The sequence below is a fragment of the Desulfuribacillus alkaliarsenatis genome, assembly GCF_001730225.1.
Classification (GTDB): domain Bacteria; phylum Bacillota; class Bacilli; order Desulfuribacillales; family Desulfuribacillaceae; genus Desulfuribacillus; species Desulfuribacillus alkaliarsenatis.
Genome location: NZ_MIJE01000001.1, coordinates 447,473 through 469,681 on the forward strand (window position 1 = coordinate 447,473; position 22,209 = coordinate 469,681).

22 protein-coding genes are annotated in these 22,209 nt (G+C 36.6%); 19 read left to right on the forward strand and 3 right to left on the reverse strand.

Features of this window, described 5'->3' with window-relative positions; genetic code table 11:
- Nucleotides 1–99: 99 nt before the first annotated feature.
- The gene (locus tag BHF68_RS02315) at nt 100–645 is read left to right on the forward strand and encodes a LysM peptidoglycan-binding domain-containing protein (protein WP_069642010.1); all 546 of its coding nucleotides are present in this window, start codon (nt 100–102) and stop codon (nt 643–645) included.
- Here the strand turns inward: BHF68_RS02315 and BHF68_RS02320 are convergent.
- Both BHF68_RS02320 and BHF68_RS02325 read right to left on the reverse strand, forming a co-directional pair.
- Complete coding sequence (locus tag BHF68_RS02320; RefSeq protein WP_069642011.1) at nt 642–1,337, reverse strand: metallophosphoesterase; 696 nt, start codon at nt 1,335–1,337, stop codon at nt 642–644. The two genes, BHF68_RS02315 and BHF68_RS02320, sit on opposite strands and share 4 nt — an antisense overlap.
- An 89-nt stretch (nt 1,338–1,426) precedes the next feature.
- Nucleotides 1,427–2,242 (reverse strand): RecX family transcriptional regulator, encoded by an 816-nt coding sequence (locus BHF68_RS02325; protein WP_069642012.1) that lies wholly within the window; start codon nt 2,240–2,242, stop codon nt 1,427–1,429.
- A 115-nt stretch (nt 2,243–2,357) separates the two neighbouring features.
- Between BHF68_RS02325 and BHF68_RS02330 the strand changes: the two genes are divergently transcribed.
- A complete protein-coding gene (locus BHF68_RS02330) occupies nt 2,358–3,254 on the forward strand; it encodes a TIGR01777 family oxidoreductase (RefSeq protein WP_069642013.1) in 897 nt (298 codons plus the stop codon).
- A 113-nt stretch (nt 3,255–3,367) separates the two neighbouring features.
- Nucleotides 3,368–5,041, forward strand: coding sequence for a glycosyl hydrolase family 18 protein (locus BHF68_RS02335; RefSeq protein WP_069642014.1), 1,674 nt, complete (start codon nt 3,368–3,370; stop codon nt 5,039–5,041).
- A gap of 66 nt (nt 5,042–5,107) precedes the next feature.
- On the opposite strand, the gene BHF68_RS02340 is transcribed toward BHF68_RS02335, so the two are convergent.
- Nucleotides 5,108–6,859, reverse strand: coding sequence for an Rqc2 family fibronectin-binding protein (locus BHF68_RS02340; RefSeq protein ID WP_069642015.1), 1,752 nt, complete (start codon nt 6,857–6,859; stop codon nt 5,108–5,110).
- A 276-nt stretch (nt 6,860–7,135) separates the two neighbouring features.
- Here BHF68_RS02340 and BHF68_RS02345 point away from each other — a divergent pair, with 276 nt between their 5' ends.
- The 16 genes from BHF68_RS02345 (at nt 7,136) to pknB (ending at nt 22,195) form a co-directional block, all read left to right on the forward strand.
- On the forward strand, nt 7,136–7,402 hold the full coding sequence (locus BHF68_RS02345) for a DUF1294 domain-containing protein (RefSeq protein WP_069642016.1): 267 nt from the start codon (nt 7,136–7,138) through the stop codon (nt 7,400–7,402).
- A gap of 37 nt (nt 7,403–7,439) precedes the next feature.
- Nucleotides 7,440–7,790, forward strand: a complete 351-nt coding sequence (locus tag BHF68_RS02350; RefSeq protein WP_069642017.1) for a PilZ domain-containing protein — start codon at nt 7,440–7,442, stop codon at nt 7,788–7,790.
- 79 nt (nt 7,791–7,869) lie between these two features.
- Nucleotides 7,870–8,700 (forward strand): diaminopimelate epimerase, encoded by an 831-nt coding sequence (gene dapF, locus BHF68_RS02355; RefSeq protein ID WP_069642018.1) that lies wholly within the window; start codon nt 7,870–7,872, stop codon nt 8,698–8,700.
- A 145-nt stretch (nt 8,701–8,845) separates the two neighbouring features.
- Nucleotides 8,846–9,730 carry a YicC/YloC family endoribonuclease gene (locus tag BHF68_RS02360; protein ID WP_069642019.1) on the forward strand — a complete coding sequence of 295 codons (885 nt, stop codon included), beginning with the start codon at nt 8,846–8,848 and terminating at the stop codon, nt 9,728–9,730.
- Between the two features lie 56 nt (nt 9,731–9,786).
- Nucleotides 9,787–10,071: an extracellular matrix/biofilm regulator RemA gene (gene remA / locus BHF68_RS02365; protein WP_069642020.1), complete on the forward strand. Its 285-nt coding sequence runs from the start codon at nt 9,787–9,789 to the stop codon at nt 10,069–10,071.
- Nucleotides 10,072–10,085: 14 nt separating this feature from the next.
- Nucleotides 10,086–10,694 carry a guanylate kinase gene (gmk, locus tag BHF68_RS02370; protein ID WP_069642021.1) on the forward strand — a complete coding sequence of 203 codons (609 nt, stop codon included), beginning with the start codon at nt 10,086–10,088 and terminating at the stop codon, nt 10,692–10,694.
- Between the two features lie 18 nt (nt 10,695–10,712).
- On the forward strand, nt 10,713–10,922 hold the full coding sequence (gene rpoZ / locus BHF68_RS02375) for a DNA-directed RNA polymerase subunit omega (protein WP_069642022.1): 210 nt from the start codon (nt 10,713–10,715) through the stop codon (nt 10,920–10,922).
- 143 nt (nt 10,923–11,065) lie between these two features.
- Nucleotides 11,066–12,256 (forward strand): bifunctional phosphopantothenoylcysteine decarboxylase/phosphopantothenate--cysteine ligase CoaBC, encoded by a 1,191-nt coding sequence (coaBC, locus tag BHF68_RS02380; protein WP_245669617.1) that lies wholly within the window; start codon nt 11,066–11,068, stop codon nt 12,254–12,256.
- Nucleotides 12,257–12,268: 12 nt separating this feature from the next.
- On the forward strand, nt 12,269–14,734 hold the full coding sequence (gene priA, locus BHF68_RS02385) for a primosomal protein N' (RefSeq protein WP_069642024.1): 2,466 nt from the start codon (nt 12,269–12,271) through the stop codon (nt 14,732–14,734).
- 59 nt (nt 14,735–14,793) lie between these two features.
- Nucleotides 14,794–15,252: a peptide deformylase gene (gene def, locus BHF68_RS02390; RefSeq protein ID WP_069642025.1), complete on the forward strand. Its 459-nt coding sequence runs from the start codon at nt 14,794–14,796 to the stop codon at nt 15,250–15,252.
- A 10-nt stretch (nt 15,253–15,262) separates the two neighbouring features.
- Complete coding sequence (fmt, locus tag BHF68_RS02395) at nt 15,263–16,204, forward strand: methionyl-tRNA formyltransferase (RefSeq protein WP_069642026.1); 942 nt, start codon at nt 15,263–15,265, stop codon at nt 16,202–16,204.
- Between the two features lie 20 nt (nt 16,205–16,224).
- On the forward strand, nt 16,225–17,040 hold the full coding sequence (locus BHF68_RS02400; protein ID WP_069642027.1) for a DUF116 domain-containing protein: 816 nt from the start codon (nt 16,225–16,227) through the stop codon (nt 17,038–17,040).
- On the forward strand, nt 17,012–18,382 hold the full coding sequence (rsmB, locus tag BHF68_RS02405; protein WP_069642028.1) for a 16S rRNA (cytosine(967)-C(5))-methyltransferase RsmB: 1,371 nt from the start codon (nt 17,012–17,014) through the stop codon (nt 18,380–18,382). The genes BHF68_RS02400 and rsmB overlap by 29 nt, the downstream gene beginning before the upstream one ends.
- A 26-nt stretch (nt 18,383–18,408) precedes the next feature.
- Nucleotides 18,409–19,446, forward strand: coding sequence for a dual-specificity RNA methyltransferase RlmN (gene rlmN / locus BHF68_RS02410; RefSeq protein WP_069642029.1), 1,038 nt, complete (start codon nt 18,409–18,411; stop codon nt 19,444–19,446).
- Between the two features lie 22 nt (nt 19,447–19,468).
- Nucleotides 19,469–20,245, forward strand: a complete 777-nt coding sequence (locus BHF68_RS02415) for a Stp1/IreP family PP2C-type Ser/Thr phosphatase (protein WP_069642030.1) — start codon at nt 19,469–19,471, stop codon at nt 20,243–20,245.
- The gene (pknB, locus tag BHF68_RS02420) at nt 20,246–22,195 is read left to right on the forward strand and encodes a Stk1 family PASTA domain-containing Ser/Thr kinase (RefSeq protein ID WP_084019143.1); all 1,950 of its coding nucleotides are present in this window, start codon (nt 20,246–20,248) and stop codon (nt 22,193–22,195) included.
- The last annotated feature ends 14 nt before the right edge of the window (nt 22,196–22,209 follow it).

Consider the following 22,209-nt stretch of genomic DNA (forward strand, 5'->3'; position numbering starts at 1 on the left):
ATTATGTACTTGTAAGAGAAGGATTTTAACTTTTTATGCCGAAAAGAATACTGATTAAGCTTTTTATTAATCTTTATAATATGACTGTGGGTGAAAAAGATGCAAGCTCCAATAAAAATGCAAGAAGAAGCAAAATCACGGGCTCTAAAGTACAGGGATACTGATAATGGTTTGTTTAAAATTGGTTTAAGCCTACTCGTAGTTGGAATGGCCATTGTTATTTCTATTTTATATGGGGAGGCCCTTGTTAAGCATCTGTCACCAGACAACATGTATACTTCTAATCAAGTAGAGATTATAAAGCAAGATACGCAGGTAATTAATGCTAGGTTAACAGAGCAAAGGGAATCAATCCACAGTATGGAGATTAGATTTGTGGATCAAAATAGGTCGAATCAAGAGCGTTTTACAGAGTTAGAGACAAAGGTAGCTCAGCTGGAGGAGCAGATTCAACAGATAACCCTTGCAAATCAATACAAAGAGCATCGTGTTGTGAGAGGGGAAACGCTTTGGCGTATCAGTATGCAATACTACGGTACTGGCCGCTATGTGGATGACTTGGCAAGGTACAATAACCTTACAAACCCGAGGCTGATTGTTTCAGGTACTGTAATTAAAATCCCGCCAGTTACAAATTTTAATTAAGGTAATAATAGCTTAGGTTTGAAATTTAAATAATCACATGAGATTAGTTGGAACTCTATATCCCAATAGGTTCCTTCTATTTTTATGTCATGGCCATAACTATGAAGATGACCATATAAAACCCGTTCTACTTTATAAGCCTCTAATAACTCAATTATTTCATTGCGATCGTGCTTGTCGTTGGTAGGCATATAATGAAGCATGGCCCATACTGTTGTGGGGCTAGCTTGCTGTGCGTGCTTTAAAGAAAGCTCTAACCTATTTACTTCACGCATATAAATTTTACGATCGTGCTCACTGAAATCGCGGTCATTTGGACATACCCATCCACGGGTGCCGGCAATTGTGATGCCATTATTTAAAGAAATACTGTCGTTTTGAATTGCGTAAAAGCGCTCTCCTAATAGACTTCTAACTTTTCCAATTGAAGTCCACCAATAGTCATGATTACCCTTGAGGATGATTTTATAGCCAGGTAACCCTTGCAGATATTTTAAATCTGGCATGAACTCTTCTATTGTCATTGCCCAGGATGTATCTCCAGGTATTAAAATTGTATCTTGTTCGGTTATTGTGCTCAGCCAGGCGGTATAGATTTGAGCGTGATGATCCTTCCATTGTGTACCGAATATATCCATTGGTTTATCAGAGCCAAATGATAAATGCAAGTCACTAATCCCGTAAATAGCCAATGATTACACCTCGTTTCTAGAGCATTATAGCAAAAAATGGATTCAAATGAAAATCATTTATTATAAGAAAAACATTTATTATTAGGAGATCATTTATTATTATCTAAAGTTATTGTCCGCATAAATTCTTCAATCTCATCTAATTGAAATCCTTTATTATAGAGATGTCTCTTCATACGTAATTCGTACTCTTTTCCCGTATATTTAGATAAACGTCTATGGGCCTTCATTCCCTGGTGTTGAATTGCTTGCTTATCTGAGCTGCTTAATATAGAAAGATTGCCTTCGATTGCATCATTAATAATTTCAATGGGAAAACCTTTTTTTAATAAAGTCTGTGCTAAGGTATTTTTTGTTTGAATCGCCGACTTGTTTTTTAGTGATTTAGCTTTAGATTCTATAAATTTAAGTGCATTCTCTAATTGTAGATCTGAGTTATATAGAAGTAAGGATTGTTCAATAATGTCTTTTGTTATACCTTTAGCTGCTAGCTCATTTCGAATATATATAGGCCCTTTATTACCAATGCGTGCTTGTTCTTTTGTATAGGTCATTGCATACTCGTGATCATTTATGTAACCGTAGGATAGTAATTTATTTATAATAGCATCTATTGCTTGAGCATCGAATTCCTTCGATTCTAAATAATTAGTGATTTCAAAGCAGGTTCGCATTTTATGTGCTAAATAACGCAAGCATTTTTGCAAACCTTTTTTAATGTTGTCTTGTTTGATGATTTCTATAAGCATACTTTCGTCGATTTCAGTACCTATTTTTAAGGAGTATTCAATAATTATATCCTGGTCAACTCCTGCTAGGAAGGTTACTTCATCATTCGTTTCTATATAAATGTTATAGCGCTCGCGCTGTTTTTTTTGCTGCTCGATTGTCGCTATCACAGCCATAATACTCTCACCTCAAACCACGAATTAGCGTTAAAATAATTTACGCTAATATTGCTATAGTATATAGTTAGAATAGCATACAAAAATTGAAAACAATAGTCTGGAGGTAAGAAATATGCGTATAGCGATAACAGGTGGTACAGGCTTTGTTGGAACGGCGCTAACTGAATTATTAATTAACAATGGTCACGAAGTTGTTATTTTGACACGTAAAAAACCGCTACAAAAATCAGATTCCCGTGTGGAGTACATTCAGTGGTTATCTGATACTGGTCATGCAGATTTACCTGTTATAGATGCGATTGTTAATTTAGCAGGTGCATCCATCAACAATAGATGGACTGAAAATTATAAGCAAAAAATTATAAGCAGTAGGGTAGAAGCAACTAAGGAAGTAATCAATCTAATAGAGAACAGTCCCGTGAAGCCAAAGGTACTTATAAATGCTTCAGCTATTGGTTATTATGGAACGTCAACAGATAGAACGTTTACTGAAGAAACTGACTCTGCAGGAGATGATTTTTTAGCATCTGTAGTGACACGTTGGGAGCAGGAAGCACTTAAGGCAGAAGCATACGGTGTGCGTGTTGTATGCACTCGCTTTGGTTTAATTTTAGGTAAGGGTGAAGGGGCTTTGCCTAAGCTTGTTCAACCGTATAAGCTTTATGCAGGCGGTCCATTAGGATCTGGTGAACAGTGGTATTCTTGGGTTCATATTGATGATGTTGTAGGATTAATTTATTTTGCCATATTAACTAATCAGCTTCGAGGTCCAGTAAATGCTGTGGCTCCGACACCAGTTACGATGGAAGACTTTGGGCGTGCTTTAGCTAAAGTTTTAAATAGACCCCATTGGCTGCCTACGCCAGCTTTTATATTAAAGCTGTTATTAGGAGAGATGAGTGTGCTTGTCCTAGAGGGTCAGCGGGTTATACCAGAGAAAGCATTGAAGCATAATTATAAGTTTAAGTACGCTGATATTAATTTGGCACTTAGTAATCTATTAAAATAGCATTCAGTCCACCCCTTAACCAGTATTTGATAGTTGAATAGTTGCTAGATTTAGAAGAAAATAAAATTAAATAGCCACTTAGGAAACATTAAGGTAAAAGGGGATAATCATCGATGACAAAAAGGAAATTCAGGGACTCTGCTATTTATGTAGGTAAGTTAATTTTAGTAACGCTATTATTATTCTCTTTACTAGGCTATGAAGCTAGCAGTTTTGCGACAGAAACTGACCCGAAATTTAATATGAGCTATGTATACTTTGGAAATACCGCTTCATATATTCAGCAAGTTAAAAATACTAATGGTGCAGTTAATACAGTTGCTCCCAGCTATTTTGATTTACGTCCTGATGGTTCGTTGCATAATAAAATAGACCCAGCATTTGTTACAGAAATGAATAAAATGGGTGTGCGTGTTGTTCCTTTTCTAAGTAATCATTGGGATAGGGAGTTAGGCAGAAAGGCTTTAGCAAATCGTCATAATTTAGCAAAACAGATTACACAGGTGGTACTAGATTATAACTTAGACGGTGTTAATATTGATATTGAAAATGTAACACATCTTGATAAAGATAATTTCACTGACCTTGTAAGGTTATTACGTCAATACCTACCTGCTGATAAGGAAGTGTCTGTTGCCGTAGCAGCGAACCCTAATAATTGGCAAACTGGTTGGCATGGGTCATATGATTATAGAGCACTGGCTAAATATAGCGATTACTTGATGGTAATGACCTACGATGAGAGCTATCAAAGGAGTTTGCCAGGTCCAGTAGCGAGTATTTCTTTTGTAGAAAGGTCCATACAACAATTATTAAATCAGCAGGTACCACCTGACAAAATAGTATTAGGTATACCGTTTTTTGCTAGGTATTGGAACACGGATTTACACCATACGCAGGGCGGATTTGGTATAGGATCTAACACTGTAGATATTCTAGTTGAGAGGTACAATGGAGAAGTTTTCTTTGTGGAGTCAATCGATGGAAAAGAAATACAATCTCCATATGCTACTTTTACTATTAGACCAGGAGACCCAGTAACTAGACTTAATTTCCGTGATTTAGGTCCTGGTAATTATGTAGTCTGGTTTGAGAATTTAGCATCGATAGAGAAGAAGATTGAATTAGTCCATAAATATAATCTAAAGGGTACAGGTAGCTGGAGCTTAAATCAGGCGCCAGTTCATATCTGGGATTATTATAATGCTTGGTTACAGGGGACAGGTTATGTCGATTTAAATCATTGGGCTAAGGATGATATATTAGAAATGATTGATAGGCAATGGATGATTGGTACTTCTAAGAATCACTTTTCTCCAAATGCCAATTTAACACGTGCTCAGGTAGCGACCATTTTAGTACGAGCCTTAGGTATTGATTATCTGCTGTTGCCTAAATCTAATTTTAAAGACATTGATGGTTATTGGGCAGAACAGGAGATAGAATTAGCATACCAGCATGGGCTAGTAAAGGGTAGGTCAGACAGCGAATTCGCACCACGTGCATTTATAACTAGGGAAGAGCTAGCTGAGTTATTGACGCGAGTAATACCTGCGGTACAAGAAGATAAGAGCTCGATAGCTTTATCTGAAGTGTTAAGTCCAATCTTTGCTGATTTAGATACTGGTCATTGGGCATATCCTAGCATTTCTATCCTAGCACAGAGAAACATTTTACTAGGACACGAGGGAAGCTTTAGGCCAAAGCACTATACTAGTAGAGCGGAGTTTGCCTCAGTTATGAATAGAATGCTTAAAGACGAGACTATAAATTATATATTCAAATAGAGCGCATGTGTTGACCTGCCCTTTTCAATAAATAAGGGCAGGTTATGTTTGTTCTAATACTCTATTTTACACATTTGTATGCAATGACTTAATAAATTGCTCATCAGGAGTTACATATAGTGTTTTCTGCTGCTCGTAAATAACATATCCAGGCTTCGAACCACTGGGCTTCTTCACGTTTCGTACTAATGTATAATCAACAGGAACCTGGCTTGAACCTCGGGCTTTACTGTAGAATGCAGCGATGGAGGCTGCTTCTATCAAGGTTTGCTCATCGTAGTCCTGGTGACGAATAACAACATGAGATCCTGGAATGTCCTTAGTGTGTAGCCATGTTTCATTTTTGCTAGCAATATGAGTAGTTAATAAGTCGTTTTGCTTATTGTTGCGGCCGACCCAGATGTCTAACCCAGTAGAAGAGCGAAACTTTAGCGGTTCTAAAGTGTTTTTATGAGCCTTCTTTTTCTTTTTTGCTGCTTGCTCTTTGTTAATGACATAACCTTCTTCGATTAACTCCTGGCGAATTTCTGTTACATCTGGAAGCTCTGCGTTATCCAACTGCTGTAATATTGATTCGAAATACGCTATTTCTTTATTTGTTAATTCGATTTGCTCGTTAATTTTAGGAACACTATTTTTTTGTTTGTTATATTTTTTGAAGTAACTTTGGGCGTTTTCGTTTGGTGATTTCGCTGGATCTAAGGGAATCTCAATAAGTGCTTGCTCTGGATCGTAATAGTTTACAACTTTAATATTAGTAAGTCCTCTTTTTGTGTTGTATAAATTAGCAGTAAGCAACTCTCCGAGCAATTTATAATGTTCTGCTTCATCAGCTTCCTGTAACGATTTTTTTAGTTTTTTAAGCTTAGTTGTAGCTCTTTTGTTTAAGGAAACAACCTTTTGTAATAAATCCTGTGCCTCTCTTTGTACAAATATCTGGTGTGACCTGTATGTGTAAAAATTTTCAATACAAGCATTGATTGAACTATAAAATTGTATATCCGAGTTAGGCTGTGAGTTACTAACATCTAAGGCTGAGAAATGCTTGAATTTTTTGTCCTGAGAAACTATACAAGGCTTATAATTATGCTCTTTTAATTCAGTAACAAATTGTTTGTAAACACTAATGATGTTAGTAGGTGATTTATTAGTCCTAGCCCATAATTCTTTTGCAATTAAGGGACTTACTCCTTGGAAGTTTAATAAGAAGAATTTATCCCACTCAACAGTGTTATTTAAAGATTCCTGTTGTTTCCAGCTATCTAGTATTTGGTCTATAGATTCAACTGGTGTAGCTAGCATGTTAAGCTTGTCCTGAGAAGGTGGCGTAAAGTAGTCCTTTCCAGGAAGCAGTTCTCGATAGCTATTAACCTGCCTATTAACATGATAAATAGAATCAATAATAGTTTTCTTTTCAGGGTTTACAAATATAATATTACTATGTCGACCCATGATTTCTATGATTAACCAATAAGTAACAGGGTCTCCAATCTCATTTGTAGTTTCAAATTCTAAGGTAATAATTCTTTCTAGATTCCATTGGCTAATTTTTTTTATATGACTATTCTCTAAATGCTTACGTAATAACATGCAAAACATTGGTGGTATATCAGGGTTAATAAACTTCTGTTGGGTAAGATGAATTCGTGGATGTGTAGGATCAGCAGACAAAAACAACTGATGATTTTCACCACGGGTACGAATGCGTATAATTAATTCCTTTGCTAGTGGCTGATATATTTTGTCAACACGTCCGCCAATTAGTTTTTCTGATAACTCGTGAACAACAGATCTAATAACTATGCCATCAAAGGCCATGTATGTCACCTTCCTCAGTAATACTCATATGCTCTAACATTATAGCATGTAAAACTGCATATTTCGAAATGATTGACAACAAATCATATTAAATATAGCAATAAGAGTGCAATAAACGTATATTTGTGAAAAAATTATTAAAATACTAAAAAAATTAAAGGATTTTAATAAGTTAACTGCGAAAATAGATTATATAAATAAATAATGCCATAGTTAGCTAGAAGTAGTTGCAAAAAAAGGATAGCGCTATAGAATAAAGACAAGGAATAGAATATTATGGAAATTGTTGTAATGTACATACTTTTGGTTAATATATACGCTTTTACAAGTATGGGTATTGATAAAAGACAAGCAATAAGAGATAAACGTAGAATCAAAGAAAACCATTTCTTTTTAATTGCCTTGATTGGTGGCTCAATAGGTATTATTTTAGGGATGCGGATATTTAGACATAAAACACGCCATCGTTCATTCACCTATGGTATACCTTTGTGTATGCTTGTAAATATAATCACTTTTTACACATTGTATAGTATTTATTAATAAAAGATAATAATTAACTTTAGTAGGAGGGGCTTGTATGGAGAAAAGAAGAATCGAACGCTATAATATGGATATCCCTGTCGAGCTAGAGGTTCATCAATGGGAGGGGGATGGAGCTTTCAAAGGACAAAAAATTGAAGGAACCTTGGCTGATATTTCTGAAGGAGGCTTAGGTATTATATCTAGCTACCCGTTGGCTGAGGATATGTTTGTGCAGATAACAGTACCATCGGAAAAGAGAATACTTCCTTTGATTGGCAAAATCATCCGTGTAAACATTATCGTTCCAAATGAGAAATTTAAATATGGCTGTATCTTGACCGGAACTTCACTAAGTAGACAGCTTGCCTTACAGGAGTACATTAGACAGAAATTCAAAATGGAATAGCAATGGTTTGACTTAATTGATTTGGGGTATATATAATAACTGATAATATACGCAAATTTGTAAAAGGAGAGGAATAGCTTTGAAATTTTCAAAAATGCATGGTTTAGGAAATGATTTTGTAGTCGTGAAAGAAAGTAGCGTACCAGAGGATGTGTTTACTCTAGCAATAAAAGTTTGTGATCGAAACTTTGGTATCGGTGCAGACGGGTTAGTATATATCCTACCTTCTAATAAAGCAGATTTTATGATGAGAATTTTCAATTCAGATGGTACTGAAGCAGAGCAATGTGGTAATGCTGTTCGTTGCGTTGCTAAATACATATATGACTATAAGTTGAAAGAAAGTACCGATATTAGTATTGAAACAAAAGCAGGAATTCAGCATGTTGTAATAACAGCTGAAGACAATAAAGCTGTAGCGGTACGTGTTAACATGGGGCCACCAATATTAAATGGTTTACAAGTACCTACGGTATTTGACGAAACACTTGTTAAAGAAAAAGAAATTGAAGTAAATGGACAAATACTAGCTTTTACAGCGGTATCTATGGGTAATCCCCATGCTGTTATCTTCGTTGATAAAGTTGAGGACGCATTAGTAAAAGAACTAGGGCCAATCATAGAGAAGCATAGCTATTTCCCCAAAAAAATAAACGTCGAGTTTGTTGAAGTTATAAATAGTAAAGAAGTTAAAATGTATGTATGGGAACGTGGGGTTGGTGAAACCTTGGCATGTGGGACTGGAGCTTGTGCTACTGGGGTAGCTGCTGCTCTTACTGGTAGGACAGATTCCCAGGTTACAGTACATCTTAAGGGTGGAGATTTAATAATCGAGTGGGATCAAGATAAGGACGTTGTTTTCATGACAGGTCCTGCTACTGAAGTTTTTACAGGTACAAGCTTTCTATAAGAAGCTAGTGGAGTAAGAATAAGAAAAACTAGCCAAAATGGTTGGTTTTTCTTGTTTTTGCGAGAATATCGCCGATTATGCTAAAAAACACTTGTATCGCTGATGTTTTTTAAGTAGAATAAGGAATTGAGAGAAGGGGTTTCATATGATTAAGAGTATGACTGGATATGGTCGCTCCGTTCAAAGTAATGAAGGCTATACGTTTACAGTGGAAATGAAAGCTGTAAATCATCGTTATAAAGAGCTAGCTTTTCGCATGTCTAAAGAATTGCTGGCAGTTGAAGAGCAGCTGAAGAAAACTGTAAATAGATACATAAATCGCGGACGTGTTGATGTATACATAACAATGGAAAAAGATCAACAAATAGAAGAAGTGATTGCTGTCAATGAAAATACGCTTTTAGGTTATTTAAATGCCATAAAGAAAATTCAGCAGGATATTCCAGAGATTAATGGCGATATTACAGTAAAAGAGCTTTTAACAATCCCAGATGTATTCTCAATTAACAAGCAAAGTATAGATATCGATCTTATTATTACGACATTGGAGAAAGCCCTTGAGCAAGCTTTAATGGAGTTAGTGCGTTTTCGTAGAATTGAAGGAGAACAGCTAGCTAAGGATTGTAGCAATCGACTTGAATTGATTGAAGGCTTGTGTGAAAATATTAGTAACCATGCTGATGAAGTATTAAATGAATACCATCAGAAGCTGATGAAAAGAATTCAGGAGCTTTTAAAAGATAATGTACAAATTGATGAGACCAGACTTGCTACAGAAGTAGCTATCTATGCTGATAAATCTAATATCGATGAAGAACTAACCCGTTTGAAAAGCCACGTTCGTCAATTTAATACGTATTTAGATGAGGGCGAAACCGTTGGTAGGAAGCTAGATTTTTTAGTTCAAGAAATGAATAGAGAGGTTAATACTATAGGTTCAAAATCTAGCAGCACTAATATTAGTAATTACGTTGTTGAAATAAAAAGTGAATTAGAAAAGATTCGTGAACAGGTTCAAAATATTGAGTAAAATATGTAAATAATGTTAACAATAGGCTTGTCAATACTAGTTGGGGGGAACACTAAATGAACATAAAGTTAATAAATATTGGTTTTGGAAATATTGTTTCTGCACATAGAATTATATCTATTGTAAGTCCTGAATCAGCGCCAATCAAAAGAATTATTCAGGAGGCGCGCGATAGAGGTATGTTAATTGATGCAACATATGGCCGTAGAACAAGGGCTGTAATAGTTACTGACAGTGATCATGTGATTCTATCTGCAGTACAGCCTGAAACAGTTGCCCATAGATTAACGTCGAAGGACACAGCTCCAGCAGTTCCAGCCGACGAAAATGGCGAAGAATAATAGAGGATATATATATGAATAAACGAGAAGGAGTATTGTACATATTGTCAGGGCCCTCAGGAGTTGGTAAGGGTACTGTATGTACACAGCTTCGTAAACAACTATTAAATTTAAAATACTCAGTATCGGCCACAACACGAGCGCCAAGGGCTGGCGAAACCGATGGAGTGAATTATTTTTTTAAAAGTAAAGATAAATTTGAAAAAATGATTCAAAATAATGAGTTTCTAGAATGGGCTAACTATGTAGGGAACTACTATGGAACTCCTTACTCTTATGTACAAGAGCAGTTAAAAGAAGGCCATGACGTAATCTTAGAAATAGAAGTTCAAGGAGCCATGCAAGTCCGTGAGCGAATAGGAAAAGACGGAGTTTTTATCTTTCTAGTACCGCCAAATGTAGCAGAACTAAAGCGTAGAATATTAGAAAGAGCTTCTGAAACTGATGAATCTATGAATCAACGCCTGAAAGTAATGGAAAAGGAAATGAAATTAATACAGCATTATGATTACTGTGTAGTAAATGATGATTTGTTATATGCTTGTCAACAAATTGAAGCAATTATTACTGCAGAGTCATGTCGAGTAGAACGCAACAAAATCAAGTATGAGCAATGGCTTTAAATCTAAGGAGGAAAATAAATGTTATATCCATCAATTGATAAATTGTTAACTATGGTTGACAGCAAATACACATTAGTAATTGCAGCTTCTAAGAGAGCGCGCCGCTTAAATGAAGGTGAAGAGCCATTATTACTATCTACTAAAAATAAGAAAAATGTTGGTATTGGTTTGGAAGAAATTTACGAGAAGAAGCTACATTGCTACCATGAGACAAAGGCAAACAATTAATAAGCTATACAGACAACCATAGGTTGTCTTTTTTCGTCATATAAGAATTTACAATAAAATTATGTTAGACTGTAAATTAGGTTTAATTAATACTGTAATTATAGTTATTTATATTAGAGTTGGACTTTATGGAGGTAATTATTATGAGCAAAATAGTAATTGGTATTACTGGTGGCATTGCCTCATATAAAATAGCTAACATTTGTAGCAAGCTAAGGCAGAATGGACATGAGGTTCGTGTTATGATGACAAAGTCAGCTACAGAGTTTATTACACCATTAACATTTCAATCACTAACCAATCACCCAGTAATTGTTGATATGTTTGAGAAGCCAGAGGCTGGTGTTAGTCACATTGAATGGGCCGACTGGGCTGATATTGTTTTAGTTGCACCTGCTACCGCAAACATACTAGGAAAAGTTAGTAATGGTATTGCAGATGATTTTGTTTCAACTATTGTTATGGCGACAAAGGCTTCTGTTGTTTTTGCACCTGCCATGAATGTTAACATGTATGATAATCCAATAGTACAGAATAACATAGCAACACTGAGGCAATATGGATATCATTTTATTGAGCCTGAGGAAGGGTATTTAGCCTGTGGCTACACTGGAAAAGGCCGTCTAGCGAATGATGAGACAATTCTATCTACCGTAGAATTTATGATTAATAGTGAAGCTAATAATCACTTAAATCTATCAGGGAAAAATATTTTAATTACTGCAGGGCCTACTAGAGAAGCAATCGATCCCGTGCGCTATTTAACTAACCACTCCAGTGGCAAAATGGGTTACGCACTAGCGGAAGCGGCAGTACGTTACGGAGCAAGTGTTACATTAATTAGTGGTCCAACCTCCTTAGATAAACCATCGGGAGTAAACTTGATTAAGGTTACCAATGCCCAGGAGATGTTAGATGCTGTTTTACAGGAGTTATCCAATTCTGATCTATTGATAAAAGCTGCAGCAGTTGCAGATTACCGTCCAAAGAAGGTAGCTGAACATAAAATAAAAAAACATGACGATTCATTGACAATAGAGCTACAAAAAAATACAGATATTTTAACAGAAGTAAGCAAGCATAGATCAGCTAAGCAAATAATTGTAGGCTTTGCTGCTGAAAGCGAGAATTTACTAGTAAACGCAAAAAAGAAGCTCCAAACAAAAAAATTAGACTTTATTATAGCTAATGATATTTCTAAAAGTAATAGTGGTTTTGATGTTGATTATAATCAGGTTATTATTTGTAATAAGGATGGGAGCATCAAGGAGCTTCCTAAGCTCCATAAAAAGCAACTAGCTGTAGAAATACTAAAAGAAATTACTAATTCATAAAGAGTGATAAACATGTTAGTTAACGTAGTAGTCGATGTACCGATTAAACAATCTGATAAAGGCTTCACCTATCTTGTGCCAGCAGTATTTCAGAATATAATTGCACCAGGTGTAAGGGTGATAGTTCCATTCGGCAAAAAACAGGTTGAAGGCATAGTGTTAGATAAAAATAATGCTATTAATGAAGATATTAAGCTTGATGCGATTAAACCTATAAGTAAAGTTATTGACCCAGACCCTGTACTTAGCAATGAACATTTACAACTGGGGAAATGGATGGCTGAAAGGTATTTCACAAGAACAATAAATGCTTGGCAAACTATGCTTCCAGCTGGGATAAAGACAACAGAACAGAAATTAATTAAAAGCACCATAGGTTTAGAAGAAATTGATGATTTTATATTAACTGCGATAGAAAAAGAAATACTCACGTACGTAGCCTTTGAGAAACAGGTCAAGCTAACACAAATCTTAGATAAGTATCCAGCTGCTGAATCTGCTATAGCAGAATTAAAACAGAAGCAATATATCACAGAAGTAAGTGCGTTTGCTATACAGGCTAAGCCTAAAACACTGAAATATATTAAATGGTCCTGTGGAAATGATATTAAAAGTGTTTTGCAAAGCCTAGGTAATGCAAAAAAGCAAATACAAATAGCTCAGCTGGTATACGAAGCACATAAAAATAATGCTGTAGGCATAGCAGCTATAGACTTAGAAAAGCAGCTCGGACCAAGTAGACAATCTATTACGTCTCTTAAAGATAAGGGTATTATCGACATCGTGGAAATGGAATGCTTCCGTACTCCAGCTCGAGGGCTTGATGATTTAGGTGATACCGTAAGACCTGATTTAACGCAAGAACAAAAAGATTGTTTGCAGGAAATCTCAAAGGGTATCGCAAATCAAACCTCTGACGTGTTTCTATTACACGGGGTAACGGGTAGTGGAAAAACTGAGGTATACATGCAAGCTATACATCAAGTAGTCGAGCAGGGTCTACAAGCAATTGTGTTAGTACCTGAGATATCACTAACACCACAGATGGTTGATAGATTTAAGGGCTTCTTTGGAAATAAGGTTGCAGTCATGCATAGTCGTTTAAGTCGCGGAGAACGTTATGACGAATGGCGGCGCATAAAAAGCGCCGATGCTTCTGTTGTAATCGGAGCTAGATCGGCTATTTTTGCACCATGTTCAAATCTTGGTATAATAATTATTGACGAAGAGCATGAAGGCTCCTACAAGCAAGAGGAGACACCGCGCTATGATGCTCGAGAAATAGCCTTCTATCGTTCAAAGTGGCACAAGTGTCCAATAGTCTTAGGAAGTGCAACTCCTTCAATTGAGAGCTATTACTATGCTCAGAATCATAAATATAAGTTATTAAGCTTGAAGGAACGGGTTTTCAAACAAGCTATGCCCAAAATGCACGTAGTAGATATGAAAAAAGAGTTAAAGAACAATAACTATAGTATTTTTAGCCAGGAATTACAGGATGAACTGCAGCAGGTATTTACAAGCTATCACCAATCTATATTGTTTATTAATAGAAGAGGGCATTCTAACTTTGTCATGTGTAGAGCCTGTGGAGAAGTAAGCTATTGCCCATATTGTAACATATCGCTAACGTATCATAAGATAGACCAGCGACTTCAATGTCATTACTGTAATTATCATCAGCATGAGCTAAAAATTTGTCCAAAATGTAAAAGTGATGAAATGCATCTACACGGTATAGGTACTGAAAAAATTGAGCTGGAACTAAACAAAATACTTCCAGATGCAAGAGTTTTACGAATGGATGTAGATACAACAAAGAAAAAGGGTGCACATCAACGAATCCTTGAAGAGTTTAAAGCTGGAAAAGCAGACATTCTTATAGGAACACAGATGGTAGCTAAGGGGCTTGATTTTCCTAACGTTGCGTTAGTAGGTGTTATATCTGCTGATGTTGCTTTGAACTTACCAGATTTCCGCGCCACAGAGCGCACCTTTCAGCTTATTACCCAAGTGGGTGGGAGGGCTGGTAGGCATCAAGTTGCTGGTAAAGTTATAGTACAGAGTCATAACCCAGACCACTATAGTATTAAACACGCTATTAACTATGAATATGAATTGTTCTATACTAGGGAAATAAGTTTGCGAAAGCAGCTAGGCTACCCTCCTTTTAGTAGACTCATATACTGCACTTTCAGTCACACACAGGAAGAAACAGCAAGGCTATTCGCACAGAAATTTAGCTTTATAATGAAAAAAGAATGCGGGCAAAATGCGTCTGCAATATATCTGTTAGGACCCAATAAAGCGGTTTTATCAAAAATAAAAAATCGCTATCGTTATAGCTTAATTATAAAATATGCCGCTTGGGGAGAAGCATCTAAAATTCTGCGAACAGCACTATCTGTAATTGAAAACGAAGTATATAAAAACAACGTTATTATTACTATCGATGTGAATCCACAAATGCTATTATAGAATAATGCTATTATAGAAAAAAATTATTATTTGTAATATGATTAGAAAAGGTGATATATATGGCAATCCGTATTATTAGAAAAAATGAAGACCCAGTCCTACGAGAAGCAGCCAAACCAGTAAAAAAAATCAATGAAAATGTGCAAAAACTCATAGACGATATGCTTGAGACGATGTATGATGCAGAAGGTGTAGGCTTAGCTGCCCCGCAGGTAGGCATTCTTAAGCGAGTTATTGTAATCGATGTTGGAGACGGTCCAATCGTGCTTATAAACCCTGAAATAGTTGAATCAGCTGGAAATAAGAAGGGGTCGGAGGGGTGTCTAAGCTTTCCAGGTCTAGTTGGTGATGTTTGCAGATCTGAGTATGTTAAAGTTAAGGCACAAAACCGTGAAGGTGAAGAGTTTTGCATCGAAGGTAAAGGACTTATGGCTAGGGCACTGCAGCATGAAGTAGATCATCTGAATGGTGTAGTGTTTCTTGACCATACAGACAAAGTGTATAAGACAAAGAAATAGGGGGCAACTCATGCGAATTCTATTTATGGGAACACCAGATTTTGCTGTTCCATGTTTAGAGGCATTAATTGAACATAACTACAATGTTATAGGAGTTGTTACACAGCCAGATCGACCTAAGGGTAGAAAACAGGTTCTCACTCCACCACCAGTTAAAGTTGTAGCTGAAAAATACAATTTACCTGTTTTTCAGCCTGAGAAAATTTCAAATAATGATGAAACTGATAAATTTAAGGACATGCAAATAGACTTAGTGATTACAGCTGCATTTGGACAACTTTTATCGAAAGAATTTTTGGCAATCCCAAGACTAGGTTGTATTAATGTACATGCATCTTTACTACCTAAATATCGAGGTGGTGCTCCAATACATTGGGCTGTTATTAACGGCGAGACGGAAACTGGTGTCACCATAATGTATATGGTAGAAAAACTTGATGCAGGACCAATGATTAGTCAAAAAACAGTGCAAATAGCTGACACCGATACAACAGGTATTGTATATGACAAGGTGACTAAGGCTGGTGCCACATTGCTAATAGAAACCCTACCAGAATTAATAAATGGGCGTTGTAGTCCAGTTGAGCAAGATCATAGACAAGCAACCTTTGCTTATAACATTCGTCGTGAAGACGAAATTATTGACTGGAGACGGCCTGCAAAGGAAATATATAATCAGGTGCGGGGTTTGGCACCGTGGCCAGGAGCTTATACTACATTAGAAGGACAAATTATTAAAGTTTGGTCAAGCGAAGAATTTAATGATAACATTAATAATTCTTATGATAGAGTAGGAACAGTTGTTAAAGTTGTTAAAGAAGGACCAATTATTAGTACTGGGAATGGCTTATTACTGATTAAAGAAATTCAACCAGCAGGCAAGAAATTAATGCCAGCTACTAACTATGTGAACAATGGTAAATTATTACAAGGGACGAGCCTTGGAACATAGTAGAAAGGAATTAAGCAAACATGGACATTAACTCATACGCTCCAAAGCGCATATTTCTTGGTCTGATATTAGCATTTGTAGTGCTATTTAGCACACTAATGTATTATTTATGGCATCTTGGTACTAATCAAGAAACGGCTATTTATCGATTTTTATTTACGGGAATTATTGTCTCAGGTTTTATTGTCATGGGATTTATTAGTGTTGTATTAGGCAGTATGGTTGTAACAATTTTACGTGCACAAACGATGTCAGTACCACTTTTACAAAACCTAATGCGTATCACTATCGGCTATTTCTTCCCAATTGTTATGCAAATAGGAAAGGTGCTACGCATACAGAAAAACCATATCATGCAGTCATTCATACAAGTAAATAACCAGATGGTGCTAGCAAAACAAATTAAGGTTCCAGCAGAAGACATGCTAATGCTGTTACCACACTGCGTACAAGATGCAAACTGTAAATATAAAATCACTAGAGATATTGATAACTGCAAGTTATGCGGTAAATGCCCAGTGAATGATTTAATAACTTTGAGTAGCAAGCATGGTATTAATATGCGTGTTGCAACTGGTGGCACATTAGCCAGACAGATTGTGAAGTCCTTACGACCAAGAGTAATCCTCGCAGTTGCTTGTGAACGAGATTTAGTAAGTGGAATTATTGATAGTATGCCATTGCCTGTTTATGGAATATTAAATGTAAGACCTAATGGACCATGCTTCAATACACATGTAATTATAGAAGAGATTGAGAAGGCTATTGAGCAATTTAAGGCTTACCCGCCTACATGGAGTGAATTAAATGAAGCAGAGCAAGCAGCAAACAAATAAACCAGCAAATGCAAGGGAGCTAGCTGTCACTATCTTAGTTAAATTAGAAGAGCAGGATGGCTTTAGTAATCTTTTGTTAAATCATGAGCTGAATAATACTAATTTAGATGCCCGGGATAAGGGGCTAGTAACAGAAATAGTCTATGGTACAATCCAACGTCAAAATACAATTGACCATGTTATAAATGCCTTTTTAAAAAAGCGCACAGTCAAGCAATTAGACCCATGGTTAAGACAGCTTCTACGTATATCCGTATACCAGCTTAGGTATTTAGACAAAATACCTAATCGAGCAGTTGCTTATGAGGCTGTTGAATTAGCTAAGAAACTAGGACATCAAGGCATAGCTTCATTTGTAAATGGAGTCGTCCGCAACATCATTAGAAGTCCAGAAGCTCCAATTACACCTGAAATTTCTAAAGACAAAATAGAGCATTTGTCGTTAAAGCATTCATTACCTAGTTGGCTAATAAAGAAATGGATGGAGGATTTAGGTGAAGACAAGTTGACAGATATGTTAACAGTGATAAACAATCCACCACCATTTACTATTAGATACAACCCGTTGAAGACTAATAAACAGTCATTTGAACAGTCCTTAGATAAACTTCAAATCAAATGGCAAAATAGTTCTTACCTCGAAGAAGCTTATATTATACAAGGGGTAGGTAATGTATCTAAGCTGGAGATATTTAATTCAGGGTTGTTCACGGTGCAGGATGAAAGCTCTATGCTTGTAGCTCGGGTTTTAAATCCATTTCCTACTGCAACTGTGCTGGATGCATGTGCTGCACCTGGAGGGAAAACCACACATATTGCGGAGCTGCAAGGGGATAAAGGCCAAATAACTGCCAATGAAATACATCCACACAAAGTTAAACTTATTGAGCAATTGACTCATAGATTAGGCATCAAAAGTGTTAATAAGAATATAGGGGACTTTTTGAATTACGATAAAAACTGTAAGTACGATTTTGTTTTACTAGATGCTCCTTGCTCTGGGCTAGGGGTGATCCGCAGAAAACCAGAGCTTAAATGGAGAATGACTCAGACGGCTATCGATTCTTTAGTAGAACTACAAAAACGACTTATACGTCATGCTGGGAGTTTTGTGAAACCAGGTGGGTCATTGATTTACTCAACATGTACCATAAACCGTGCAGAGAACAATAGCGTCGTTGAAGATTTTCTAGCTGATAATAAAGATTTTCAGGGGCAGAGTATTCAGGAATTGCTACCGCAGGAATTACATAAACATATGCACAATGAATATAGCGTTCAAGTGCTACCGAACTACATGAACTCCGATGGGTTTTATATAGCTAAACTGGAAAAGAATTAATAGCAAAAATTAACGGAGGTATAATAGTGAAAAACCTTATAACAGACTATACATATGATGAATTGATTGACAGAATCAAGCAGCTAGGGGAGCCAAAGTTTAGGTCCACTCAATTATTTGAATGGATCTACCAAAAGCGGGTTAAGCATTTTGAACTTATGACAAACCTTTCAAAAAGTTTTCAAGACAAACTGTCTCAGGAGTTTGTGTATCCTGGCATTAAACAAGTAGCAAAGCAAATATCAAAGGACGGGACTATTAAATGGTTATTAGCATTACCTGATGAAGCGACAATTGAAACAGTGCTGATGCCATCTAAATATGGAAATACGGTATGTGTAAGTACCCAGGTTGGCTGTAAAATGGGTTGTACATTTTGTGCTTCAACCTTAGGTGGAATTGAGCGTAACTTAGTAGCAGGAGAAATAGTTGAACAAGTACTGCACGCTCAACGTTTTCTAGATCATCAGAACGAGCGTGTTAGTAATGTTGTTATTATGGGTTCAGGTGAACCATTAGACAATTATGATGAAACGATAAAATTCATTAAAACAATTAATCACGAAAAAGGACTTAACATCGGCCAACGTCATATTACTATTTCTACCTGTGGAATCGTTCCGAAAATTTATGAATTAATAAAAGACGCACCGCAGGTTACCCTGTCTGTCTCATTACATGCAACAAACGACAAGCTACGCACTGAAATTATGCCAATAAATAAGAAGCATAGGCTTGAAGATATTATACAAGCATGTAGAGATTTTGTTAGTGAAACAAGGAGGCGCGTAACCTTTGAATATGCGCTTATCTCTGGTGTGAACGACCAGCCAAAACATGCTAGGGAAATGGTGGAGTTACTGTCACAATTAATGTGTCACGTTAACCTAATACCAGTAAATGAAGTAGCAGAAAGAAATAACAAAAAGTCATCTTTGGAACAAATAGAAAAATTCAAAAAGATATTAGAAAAAGGTGGAATATCTGTTACTGTCAGAAGGGAACGGGGTGCTGACATATCAGCTGCCTGTGGACAACTTAGAGCACAAATAGAGAAATTATAGCCGAAGAGGTGGGAGATGACGTATGGAATGGGCAGCTAAAAGCGACGTAGGACTAGTAAGAAAATCAAACGAAGATAGCTACAAAGTAAGAATAACTTCTGGAAAGCCTGCGATTGCTATTGTGGCAGATGGTATGGGTGGATATCAAGGTGGTAAGGTTGCAAGTAGTATTACAGTTGATTCAATTATAGAAGGTATAGATCAATTTTATCCAGATGATCGTGATGCAAGTAGTTCTGATATTGATCCTGCAATAATCCTAAAGCGGGCTATAAGATACGCTAACGAAAAGGTTTTTAAACATGCCCAGGAGAATCAGGATCTGCTTGGGATGGGAACTACAGTAGTGGTTGCTTTGTTGCTTGACGAAGAAATTATCATTGGACATGTTGGGGATAGTCGTGCCTATTTAGTTTGTGATGCTAATATCCAGCAACTTACAAAAGACCATTCCTTAGTAAATGAGCTTGTCAAGCAAGGGAAAATATCAAATGAAGAAGCATTAGTGCATCCGCAACGCAATATGATAACTAGGGCTTTGGGTACGAATGCTCAGGTTAGTGTAGATATAGAAAAGGTATCTTGGACTGACAACAACGTATTACTGCTATGTACTGATGGCTTAAGTGGTGTTGTATCCGGCGAAGAATTATTAGCAGCTTTTATAGAGAAGCAAGAGGTAGAAGACGCAGTTAACTATTTGCTAGAAAAAAGCTTAAAAGTTGATGGTAAGGATAACATTACAATCGTAGCAGTAAGAAAAAGACAGATTCAGGTTGATAGTGAAGGGGTGAATTAGGTGAGCAAGAATAAAACTCTTGTAAATAGATATACCCTGCTAGAGAAAGTTGGCGGAGGTGGAATGGCTGTTGTTTACAAGGCAACAGACAACATTCTAAATAGAACAGTCGCAATTAAGCTTCTTCGTCAAGAATTCTGCCATGACCCTGAATTTGTAAAAAACTTTGAAAATGAAGCACAGGCAGCAGCAAGTTTATCCCATCCAAACGTCGTAAATATATTTGATGTTGGCAAAGATGGCGATGATCACTTTATCGTCATGGAGTACATTGATGGTCGAACCCTTAAAGAAGTTATACAAGAGCGTGCACCACTTCCGAGTGCTGAGGTAATTGAAATCGCAAAACAAATCTGTGATGCCCTGGAACACGCCCATCAAAATCAAATTATTCACAGAGATATAAAGCCACATAATATTTTAATCAATAAATTTGGCAGTATTAAGGTGACTGACTTTGGAATAGCCCGTGCAGTTACATCGTCAACAATCACGTATCAAGCTGATACAGTTTTAGGATCTGTGCATTACTTTTCACCAGAGCAAGCACGAGGAGGTGTAGCATCAGCTACATCTGATATTTATTCTCTAGGCGTGGTAATGTATGAAATGCTAACTGGAAAATTGCCTTTCTCAGGTGAAAGTCCGATTAGCATCGCCTTAAAACATCTACAGGACGAGCTGACTGAACCATCAATTTACAATCAAGAGATACCAAGTAATTTAGAAAATATTGTACTACGGGCGCTGGCAAAGAACCCTTTGCATCGTTATAAATCTGCTAATCAGATGCTTAGGGATTTAAAGGTAGCTCTAAATCGCAATTTTCAGATTCACAGATTTCGTGAATCAGATGAACAAGGGCAGCCAACCCGCGTAATACCGATAATAAAAGACCAAGACACCCCAATGCGAGCAAAGCAGGATTCTAAAGATATACAAAAACAAGTCGATGTGGATGAAGAAGAGACGCGAAGTCTTATCGACCACCCTGCCTTCAAAGCCGGTGTAGCGATATTTTTTATCGTATTAATAAGTACTATCTCATTTTATTTATATAAGTCGTTTGTTGAGATTTTATATGTACCAGAAACAACTATGCCAGCAGTCGAAGGTGAATTACTAAGCGATGCTATAGTTGAAATCAGGGAAGCGGGTTTTAATGTTGAGAACATTATTGAGGAGCCTCGTTACGATTTATTAGTACCAGAAGGACAAATTATCAGACAGGATCCTTCTGCAAACAGTAGACTAAAAATTAATTTTTCACCAATTGTACTATATGTAAGCCTTGGAAAAGAGCCAGCTGAGATGCCAGATTTAGTTGGAATGACCGTTTCAAGGGCTAAGCAATTATTAGAACAACGTAATTTTGAGGTCACTATTGAGGAGCGCTTCAATGAGAATGTACCTGAGGGACAAGTGTACGATCAAATGCCAAGATCATATGTTGAAGTCTTTCCAGATGAAACAGAGGTAATACTTTATGTAAGTAAAGGGTTAGAGGCGTTTTCTATGCCAAATCTTGTTGGGCAATCTCTGAATGAAGCGGAGCGTGTTCTCCAGGAACATCAGTTAGTACGTGGAACTATACATCAAGAGTCGAGCTATGTTGTTCAGAAAGGTGAAGTCACACGCCAAGCTCCGTTTGCAGAAGGTAATGAAGTTACCCGCGGAGAGATTATAGATATTTGGATATCCAGTGGCTATCCTAATGAAGCACGCTTTTATGAAGAGGCAATTTTTGTCCAACCAACACAGCCTGGTCAAAATACGGATGTAATTATTAAAGTTAATGATGCCAGGGGTAGAGACCAGATATTCTATGAGCGAACAATTGCTGATGAGGAATTATTTACAGTTCAAATTGTATTAGCACCAAATACTATAGGGGTTATAGAAGTATATCTAAATGGTGTTTTCGTAGATTCGAAAGCAGTATCCTATTAGTCAACAAAATCTTA

What these genes read in the sequence shown, in the direction of transcription:
- gmk (WP_069642021.1), top strand. Translation starts at nt 10,086, where the DNA reads ATGAATAAACGAGAAGGAGTATTGTACATATTGTCAGGGCCCTCAGGA.
- BHF68_RS02330 (WP_069642013.1), top strand. Translation starts at nt 2,358, where the DNA reads ATGCGTATAGCGATAACAGGTGGTACAGGCTTTGTTGGAACGGCGCTA.
- rpoZ (WP_069642022.1), top strand. Translation starts at nt 10,713, where the DNA reads ATGTTATATCCATCAATTGATAAATTGTTAACTATGGTTGACAGCAAA.
- BHF68_RS02360 (WP_069642019.1), top strand. Translation starts at nt 8,846, where the DNA reads ATGATTAAGAGTATGACTGGATATGGTCGCTCCGTTCAAAGTAATGAA.
- BHF68_RS02340 (WP_069642015.1), bottom strand. Translation starts at nt 6,859, where the DNA reads ATGGCCTTTGATGGCATAGTTATTAGATCTGTTGTTCACGAGTTATCA.
- BHF68_RS02415 (WP_069642030.1), top strand. Translation starts at nt 19,469, where the DNA reads ATGGAATGGGCAGCTAAAAGCGACGTAGGACTAGTAAGAAAATCAAAC.
- fmt (WP_069642026.1), top strand. Translation starts at nt 15,263, where the DNA reads ATGCGAATTCTATTTATGGGAACACCAGATTTTGCTGTTCCATGTTTA.
- priA (WP_069642024.1), top strand. Translation starts at nt 12,269, where the DNA reads ATGTTAGTTAACGTAGTAGTCGATGTACCGATTAAACAATCTGATAAA.
- BHF68_RS02325 (WP_069642012.1), bottom strand. Translation starts at nt 2,242, where the DNA reads ATGGCTGTGATAGCGACAATCGAGCAGCAAAAAAAACAGCGCGAGCGC.
- rsmB (WP_069642028.1), top strand. Translation starts at nt 17,012, where the DNA reads ATGAAGCAGAGCAAGCAGCAAACAAATAAACCAGCAAATGCAAGGGAG.
- BHF68_RS02400 (WP_069642027.1), top strand. Translation starts at nt 16,225, where the DNA reads ATGGACATTAACTCATACGCTCCAAAGCGCATATTTCTTGGTCTGATA.
- remA (WP_069642020.1), top strand. Translation starts at nt 9,787, where the DNA reads ATGAACATAAAGTTAATAAATATTGGTTTTGGAAATATTGTTTCTGCA.
- BHF68_RS02350 (WP_069642017.1), top strand. Translation starts at nt 7,440, where the DNA reads ATGGAGAAAAGAAGAATCGAACGCTATAATATGGATATCCCTGTCGAG.
- BHF68_RS02345 (WP_069642016.1), top strand. Translation starts at nt 7,136, where the DNA reads ATGGAAATTGTTGTAATGTACATACTTTTGGTTAATATATACGCTTTT.
- BHF68_RS02315 (WP_069642010.1), top strand. Translation starts at nt 100, where the DNA reads ATGCAAGCTCCAATAAAAATGCAAGAAGAAGCAAAATCACGGGCTCTA.
- def (WP_069642025.1), top strand. Translation starts at nt 14,794, where the DNA reads ATGGCAATCCGTATTATTAGAAAAAATGAAGACCCAGTCCTACGAGAA.
- BHF68_RS02335 (WP_069642014.1), top strand. Translation starts at nt 3,368, where the DNA reads ATGACAAAAAGGAAATTCAGGGACTCTGCTATTTATGTAGGTAAGTTA.
- coaBC (WP_245669617.1), top strand. Translation starts at nt 11,066, where the DNA reads ATGAGCAAAATAGTAATTGGTATTACTGGTGGCATTGCCTCATATAAA.